This is a genomic window from Dapis hubbardiae BLCC-M172 (genome assembly GCF_050016015.1).
GTDB lineage: Bacteria > Cyanobacteriota > Cyanobacteriia > Cyanobacteriales > Microcoleaceae > Trichodesmium.
In genome coordinates, this window is the sequence record NZ_JBNHEQ010000199.1 from 20,520 (window position 1) to 28,490 (window position 7,971).

Annotated in this window: 6 protein-coding genes; 2 read left to right on the forward strand and 4 right to left on the reverse strand. The window is 31.3% G+C overall.

The annotated features are described in order from the left end of the window. Positions 1–724 precede the first annotated feature (724 nt). The gene (locus ACP6PK_RS18210) at positions 725–1,111 is read left to right on the forward strand and encodes a hypothetical protein (RefSeq protein WP_426561455.1); all 387 of its coding nucleotides are present in this window, start codon (positions 725–727) and stop codon (positions 1,109–1,111) included. Between the two features lie 11 nt (positions 1,112–1,122). Next, positions 1,123–1,377, forward strand: coding sequence for a hypothetical protein (locus tag ACP6PK_RS18215; protein WP_426561457.1), 255 nt, complete (start codon positions 1,123–1,125; stop codon positions 1,375–1,377). Between the two features lie 88 nt (positions 1,378–1,465). Here the strand turns inward: ACP6PK_RS18215 and ACP6PK_RS18220 are convergent, their stop codons facing one another. From ACP6PK_RS18220 to nblD, 4 genes are all read right to left on the reverse strand, one after another. Further along, complete coding sequence (locus tag ACP6PK_RS18220; RefSeq protein ID WP_426561459.1) at positions 1,466–2,902, reverse strand: DUF2252 domain-containing protein; 1,437 nt, start codon at positions 2,900–2,902, stop codon at positions 1,466–1,468. Then, positions 2,883–3,764, reverse strand: coding sequence for an alpha/beta fold hydrolase (locus ACP6PK_RS18225; RefSeq protein WP_426561461.1), 882 nt, complete (start codon positions 3,762–3,764; stop codon positions 2,883–2,885). The genes ACP6PK_RS18220 and ACP6PK_RS18225 overlap by 20 nt, the downstream gene beginning before the upstream one ends. A 1,631-nt stretch (positions 3,765–5,395) precedes the next feature. Continuing rightward, positions 5,396–6,181 (reverse strand): hypothetical protein, encoded by a 786-nt coding sequence (locus tag ACP6PK_RS18230; protein WP_426561463.1) that lies wholly within the window; start codon positions 6,179–6,181, stop codon positions 5,396–5,398. 340 nt (positions 6,182–6,521) lie between these two features. Then, complete coding sequence (gene nblD, locus ACP6PK_RS18235; protein WP_094670970.1) at positions 6,522–6,734, reverse strand: NblD family protein; 213 nt, start codon at positions 6,732–6,734, stop codon at positions 6,522–6,524. Positions 6,735–7,971: the final 1,237 nt, after the last annotated feature.

A 7,971-nucleotide genomic window follows, 5' to 3' on the forward strand; every position in this document is an offset into this window, starting at 1 on the left:
GAGTGGGGGATTAGGGGAGTAGGGGAGTGAGGGAGTGAGGGAGTGGGGCAAATTGAAGTATATTTATAAACATATACTCAGGACTGATATCATGTTCGGATAATCACTTATAATAAAGTCATTGCGACTGGAACGGAGTGGAAGGTTTGCGGAGCATTCCGGAACGGATAGCAATCTCAGGGGTTTGATATATCTTTTCCATCTATATCCTAATCATAACTATTCAACCGAACATGATATTACGCAAAGGTACTATGTATAGAGTTAAAAAACTATTGCGCAATAGTTTTGAGCGCTATATATAGCGTCTCTGCGTAAGTCCTAATACTATATAATCGGATTCTATATTTGGGCTAGTGTTAATTACAGGACTTACGCAGGCGAACCCACAAACCGGGTTCTTTCGTCAATATTTATTTTTAAAAGCAAAGATATATCATAAAAACCCGGTTTATTTGTGTAAGTCCTGAATTACTTAATAATTGAAGTTTCATCTAAGTATAGCATTCATTGATAATTGGTATTACACCTTGGAGGAAGGAAGGCAGAAGACAAAAGGGAACAAAAAGTAGATAGGGAGAAAGTTTTTTTATAGCACTCTTATCCAGACACGTTCTAATATAATTGGAAAAGTTTGAAAAATATCAATGAATGAACTGAAATAACTAGAATAGTTGATTTTAATGCTCAAACGGAGAAAGATTATTTCGTCAATACAATTAAGATGGTAAATACTGAAAATATTAATTTAAGTCTCTTGTTTAATGCACTCTTAATTCCTTTAGTGGTTATATTTATAGGTTCTATAGCTAAGAAATTAGCAAGAGGAAGCGGTTGGCAAAGACAAGATTTTTTCTGGGGAATTGAACTTACTTTATCTTCTATTTCTGGAGGTCTAACACTATTATTTGAATCTAATATTGATCCTAATAATTATCGCAACGCTGGAATTTTTTTATTGTTATCTTTTATTCTTTTTGTATTGATTTTAAGTTTTCATCAAGATTATCAAAATACAACGCCAAAAAAAGAATATTTGTGGTTAATTGGGTTTTCTAATATAATAGGTATAGGATTAATGACCATGTTTGTGTTTGCTGTTAAAAGGTAACAAGTTTAATTATGAATGAAGAGAATCAGGATAACTATCAAAATAATCAAGAACTGTCTAGTGCAGAAAAGGACAATACTTCTAAAGACATAGGTATTGCTACAGTTGCTGTAGCATCTCTAATAGGAGGAGGTATAGGGGTTGTAGCTGCCTCAAGTACAATATTAGGAGCTGCTACAATAGGTGCTGGAGTAGCTTCCGGACTGAAGATGATTCAAAGAAGGAGAAAAGAAAAAAAAGCCACCCAAAACCCAGAGGTTGAATGAACAATATAGAACCCATTTGATATCTTTATACATTAACTTTATTCCCCATTCCTCCTGACTCCTGACTCCTGACTCCTGACTCCTAACTCTACCTATTTACAAAATTACGATAATCAATTTTAACTTGCTCTGCATATTGAAAAGCTACTTCACGCACTAATTCTTGAAATTCTTTATGCTTACCATCAGTAATCTTTGTAACTTGTTTTTCAAAAGAATAAGGAACTAATTTTTCATCAAAATCTTGATCTGCTCTAGCATGGTCAGTAGCTAGAATTTTTCCCCATTGTTGGGCAACTTCTATAAAACTATCTTTATCTTTTAATTTTTTAGTTTTAAGAGATTTTTTATAGGGAGATATTTCTCGCACAGAATAATCACCAGAAAAATCTCCATCAGCAGGATTATTATCCACAAGTTTCATCCATCCTAAAAAATCATCAGCGTGTTTAATTAAAGCTTTATAAGCTATAGCTTGGCGTTGGGCAGTATTGTCAAATATACTGTCATAATTTAGGCGATCGTATAAACTAAAAAGTTCATAAGTAGGAGGTTGATACTGACGTTTAATATCGAGAATATAATCATCATCTAAATCATCAGTTTCTCCTTCTATTAACAGATAATAACGTGGCGTTCCTAATGACCCTAATCCAGCATTTAATCTTTGAGCAACATCTTTAACTTGAAAATATTTTGGGTCATAATTTAGATTTCCAGAAAGGGTTTTACCATAAGTTAGCATTTCTGATTCAATGGCTTTTTTGGCATCAGATGCTATACCTAAATCTTCATTATCAGAGTCAAATATTCGTTTACCATCTACAACTTTACTCCACTTATCTAACATTCCTTGTCGCGTTTTTTCAGCAGCTTTTTCTATAGTCTTTTTCACCTCTCCACTGGTATTTTTTTCAGTAAAATATATCTGAGTTTCATCATCATTACCTGCATAAGATTCTAAGGTATCTAGATAGCTTTCACTCAAACTATCAATTATTTCTTCCTGCTCAGATTTAGAGATAACATAATTCTCTTCAGCTACTAAAATAATACTGGTTGCTAAACGCCATAAATCATATTGATAATCAGCAACTATTGATTCATCAAAGTCATTGAGGTCAAAAATAATTTCTCCTTTATTGTTATTATAAGCGCCAAAATTATCAACGTGACAATCACCTAAAATCCAAGTTTTTGTTTTAGGATTACCAAATTTATCAAGTCTACTATCATTTACAAAGTCTTGCCAAAATAAAGAGTTTGTTGCTCTATAGAATGTAAATGGCGATTGAGACATTCGAGCATATTTTTCAGATTTCAACTCTTCCCGTTGCTGGAGATTAGCACCTGATAAAATTAAGTCTGTATCTAATTCGATAGACTCCAAAACTTTTTGATTTCGCTGACTATTATTAATAGGTTGAGCTAAAGTATTGTTAAATATAAAAAAACAGTTTATTGTCAGAATTAAAATTATTACTATCAACCCACTTCGGAAGATTTTATTCAACTGATTCATCATTATTAGTCAAAAATTCTCGCATATATTGATTCACTAATTCAGGTTGTTCTTGTTGTACCCAATGGCTACAATTAGGAATATAACGAATTTGAAAATTTTCTACATATTCTTCTGTACCATAAGTTAATTCTGTTCCTAAAGCAGTATCATTTTTTCCCCAAATCATTAAAGTAGGAATTCGTAGTATTCCCCACTCTTGCTGATTAAAAAAACCAGGAAAAATATTACGATAATAATTAATCATTGCAGTTAAAGCTCCTCGTTTAGCTGCAGCATCTTTATATGCTTCTAAGTCAGCTTCAGTAAAAGCAGATTTATTAATCGCCATATTTTTAAATGCTGAAGCAATAGCCTGATAATCATCAAATTCAAACATCAATTCAGGGAAAAAAGGCAACTGAAAGAAAAATATATACCAACTTCTTAAAAGTTGCTCTGGAGTACCTAATCCTTCCATAAATTTTGCAGGATGAGGAATATTCATTACAATTAATTTTTCGACCATTTCTGGATGTGCATAAGCAAAACACCAAGCTATTGCTCCTCCCCAATCATGCCCTACTAAAACACAATTTTCATAACCTAATTCTTTAATTATTTCTTGTATATCTTTGATAAATTCTGCCATAACATAAGCAGATTTTTCTTTAGGTTTATCACTTTCATTGTACCCTCTTAAATCTAGGGCAACTACTTTATAATCTTGAGCAAATTCAGGTATTTGATATCTCCAAGAATACCAAAAATCAGGGAATCCATGTAACATTAACATTAATGAACCTGAGCCTTGAGTTACATAATGGAGATTAATTCCATTTGCTAGGATAAAATTGCTGGGAAAAAGATTCTCTTTGATTGACATTAATACCTCCGGAATAATGGATAATTGATAATGAATAATTGATCATGGATAATTGATAATTACCTCTGGTTAAAACAGTTATTAATTTAATATGTTGATTGAGTTTTGAAACTTTTTTCTTAATACTTATTTGACAAACATTCTCTAATAGCTGAATTATTTAATTAATAATTATTATAGCGATTTTCACAAAGGTAGACTACAAAATTTCTTCCTTCTCTCCTAGATAACTAAAGCTTTCTTCCTTCTTACTTCTTCCTTCTCTCCTAGATAACTAAAGCCTTCTTCCTTCTTACTTCTTCCTTCTTCCTTCTCTCCTAGATAACTAAAGCCTTCTTCCTTCTTCCTTTTCTCCTAGATAACTAAAGCCTTCTTCCTTCTTCCTTCTCTCCTAGATAACTAAAGCCTTCTTCCTTCTTACTTCTTCCTTTAAGCCAAAATCTCTGTCCTCTATATTAATGAAAACTGCTATAATTATTTGGTAATTTTAAGTTGCTATACTCTAAGGAAGAAGAAAGTAAGAAATGGGAATATATTTTTGGTGGATTGAATTCTTTTCTATTGATAATCAAATTCAAGGTTGATTTGGTAATAATAGCTTTTATTCTGATAAATTATTTATGCACAATCTATTCAACTAATATAGGGTTTCTCAAGCCTATAAGGTACACCTATCTTTAATTTCTTTTCTATTCATTATTTCCCTGTTAAGTGTTCCCTGTTAAGTGTTCCCTAAAACCTAGAATTTTGTGCCTCACCACCATGGGAATTGCTATATTACTATCTATTCAGATAATATTACTATAATTATGAACAGTCTATGTTATACGTCTCCATAAAAGAGGGATTAGGGAGTACAAACTAGGAATTAGGGGGCAATAATTGATTATTTATGAGAGATAATTGATTTAATTTTTGATTATTGGAGATATCTATTGTAAAAATCACAGGGAATAAAATTAGGTAATTCATTTTGTCTAGGGATTGCTATATAGCAATTTTTATTCTTGGTCAAATAGACATATTTTGGATTTTAGGGAATAGATAATACTTAAATTAATAAGGTAAGGAATAGAAAAAAAATTTGTAACTCATTAAATTATGAGAATCTCTATATCTATTATTTATTACTAAGTACAGTCTTCTACCCTATTTTATGGGTAATTTCTTTAATTTACAGCAGTTACTGAGCAAAATTTATGATATTGTGTATCAAATAAATGGTTTCCTCTTTAAGAAATTTAAGATGATTTCTATAGATATTTTATCACCCATAAAATTTTTTTTAAACGGCTATTCCAATTAATTATTTTAGAAAGGCAGAATAATGTTGATTAGCAAGCAAGAATGTCTTATTTTAATTCCCAAAAAGAATGCTATAGTTTATCAATACTTCAGTTATTAAGTAATAAGTAACGTTCAGTCATTTTTTTAACAATTATCAGTATTAAGTCAAGATATTTTATGTCTTTGAAACTTACTACCTACTCTCAAATAAATTTAGTCAGAGTTTTGAGAGTTGTTATTATATAAAATATTGTTTCCACTGAATATTATAGGAACCTATATATTTGATATATGTATGATATTTTATCATTTATAATTAATCAAATAATCATAAATTTATTTGATTATTTCATTCGTTTATTCCTATCAATATAAGGAGGTAAAAATTTAGTTGGCTCCTGTTCATAAATTGTGTACTCCCAAGGAACATTAATATTTTGGGTCGTAGTCTTATTACTGTAAGAAGCTCGGCGTTGAGGTTGGGCAAATAAAATAATCATCCCGATTAAAATAATCCCACCACCTAAAAGTAAAATAGCTAAGATTATTCCAGCAATAAACCATAATAAACCTTTTTCTAAATAATTTACAGAATTGCTTGACGATCTTCTATTATAACTATCTATACCTTGCTGTAAACTTAAGCCAGAAATCAAACGCTCTTGCTGTTGGACTTGAACCAATAGTCGGTCATTTTCCAGCTTTAATTGATCTTGTTGGAGTCTGAGTTGTTGTATTTCTGCCCACTGTTGTTCTAACTGAGTTTTCAACTGTCGTGTATCAAGTAATTGTTGTTGTAGTTGAGTTTTCAGTTGGTCGTAAGCTGAACGTTGTTGTTCAGATTGATTTCTAATTTGTTGTTCCAATTTATAATCCTTAAAGTCAGGAACAGAAGGAACTGAAATAGGTGGGGGTGGTAATGGTAGTGACTGAGGTAAGGGAGTTACTAGAGGAGAAGGAGAAACTTTGGGAGGAAAAGAAAATGCTACTGATGGTGAAGGAGACGGTATTGGCAATTTCATCTGCTCATCAGGAGATGACTTGCCAAAGACAATCCAACCCATAAGTAAGAGGACAATTAAGACCCCTGTTAAAATACATCCTACAATAAACGCTACAGTCTGATTCATTATTTAATTTCACTATATGATTAAATCAGCACTATTTAACAAATCATATAGGGTATCATGTTAAGAACAATATTGAGTATCTATTTTCTGAAGCCATCTAATATCATAACCAAACTTATGCAACAAAAATCAAAAATACTACTACTTTTTCGCACCAAAATGGAAGTCAGAAGTCAAAAACAAAAAGTCAAAGGTTAAGGTTGCTTAAACCTATAAAAAACTTAGGGCTTTGTCAATAAGATACTTTATCCCTACTATGGATATGTTAAAATTACAATTTTTGTTAGTTTGACCTAATTTCCGAAGAAGTAAAGGAGCTAGAAGTAAATATGAAATGATACTAGGAAATATCAGGGTTATAGTAATCTTCAGGTTTCACATTTCCAACTGCATCTGGTTCTTGATTTATACAACCATCTTTTTGGACATATTGGCAGACACGAGCCCATAGCTTGGCTCTAGTAGCAGGTGGTCCAGAAGAAAATAATACCTTATCTCCACCCACGATTTTGACTTGACACACTGGGCAAATCTCTTGCTGATTTTCTGACATCGTGATTATTTATTGTTTAAGGCTCAATGAACTTCTAAGTATATAGCGTTTTTTCCTAAATTTTGCAAATCTTGTCTAAGGGCAAATTTGAGATTTTAGGGAAGCGGATTTTAGGTTGTCAAATAAACCTCTAATTTTCAGTTATTTATTCGTCTAGTTATGAAAGGAAGTGGTTGGAAATAAAAATCATCACAATCTAGAGATATACTCATTTTTATCGGGAGTTATACCAAGTTTATACAATGTTGCTAGATAGTAGGTAGTATGTAAGCTAATACCCATTGAAAATCTGTATTAGCAAGTCAAAAGTAATCAGGGTTGTTCTTTGAATGATGCACAAAAAAATAAGTCGTTATAAATGCAAATAAATGCACAATAGCTTATTAGGAGGAGGGCAAATATCTTAATAGTTTGGCAGAGTATTTTAGTGAGCAATTACCATAAGGAGTAAGGTACAAAATTCCTTTGTTTTAGGGAGTAGGGAGTAGGGAAGATGGATGCATGGGTAGTAGGGTAGGAGAAAAACAACTGTACCTCCGATGCTTGAGAAACGCTATATCTATGTATGAATTTGGTATTAGGGATAAAATTATAATTTTTATGGAAAACTTTTACTGGGAAAAGGGCGCAGAAAATAATCAAAACAACAATAGTACGTCATAAAGCTTGAGAAACGCTATAAAGTTATTTTCCTATTTCCATTTTGTTAGCTATTTTGTCTAAATATTTTTATGTGTCGATCTATAAAATTTGCATAATTTGTCATATTTTTGTAGATAAAAAATAACACAAAATATGATAAAATTTGCATAATTTTGGCAAAATAAAAAAAGAGATAAAACCTATCAAATTATGAATCATCAGTTAAAAGTTAACTATTTCAACTCCTAAGCTTGGCAACCCCCACTATAGCAATCCTATTTTATTCGTGTCAGAAATCTTGTCACTTTTTGGTAATTAGGGAATAGACAATAGGAAATAGGCAAGAGTTTCAGAGTTTATTTCTAGTTTTTGAATTGTTACAACCTATGCACGGATTGCTATTAATATATTTTTTAAATTACTGGTGTGCATATTTTTGTTGGTTTTAATTCCCCACTACTATATCTGATAACTGTTAAACGTTTCAATCTTCTTTTTCTCTATTACCTTTTCTTTTATAAAATGTAAATTCCATACATTAACTATATAGACAAAATTAATAATTTACTTAAACCAGCTATTTTTGCTAATTATT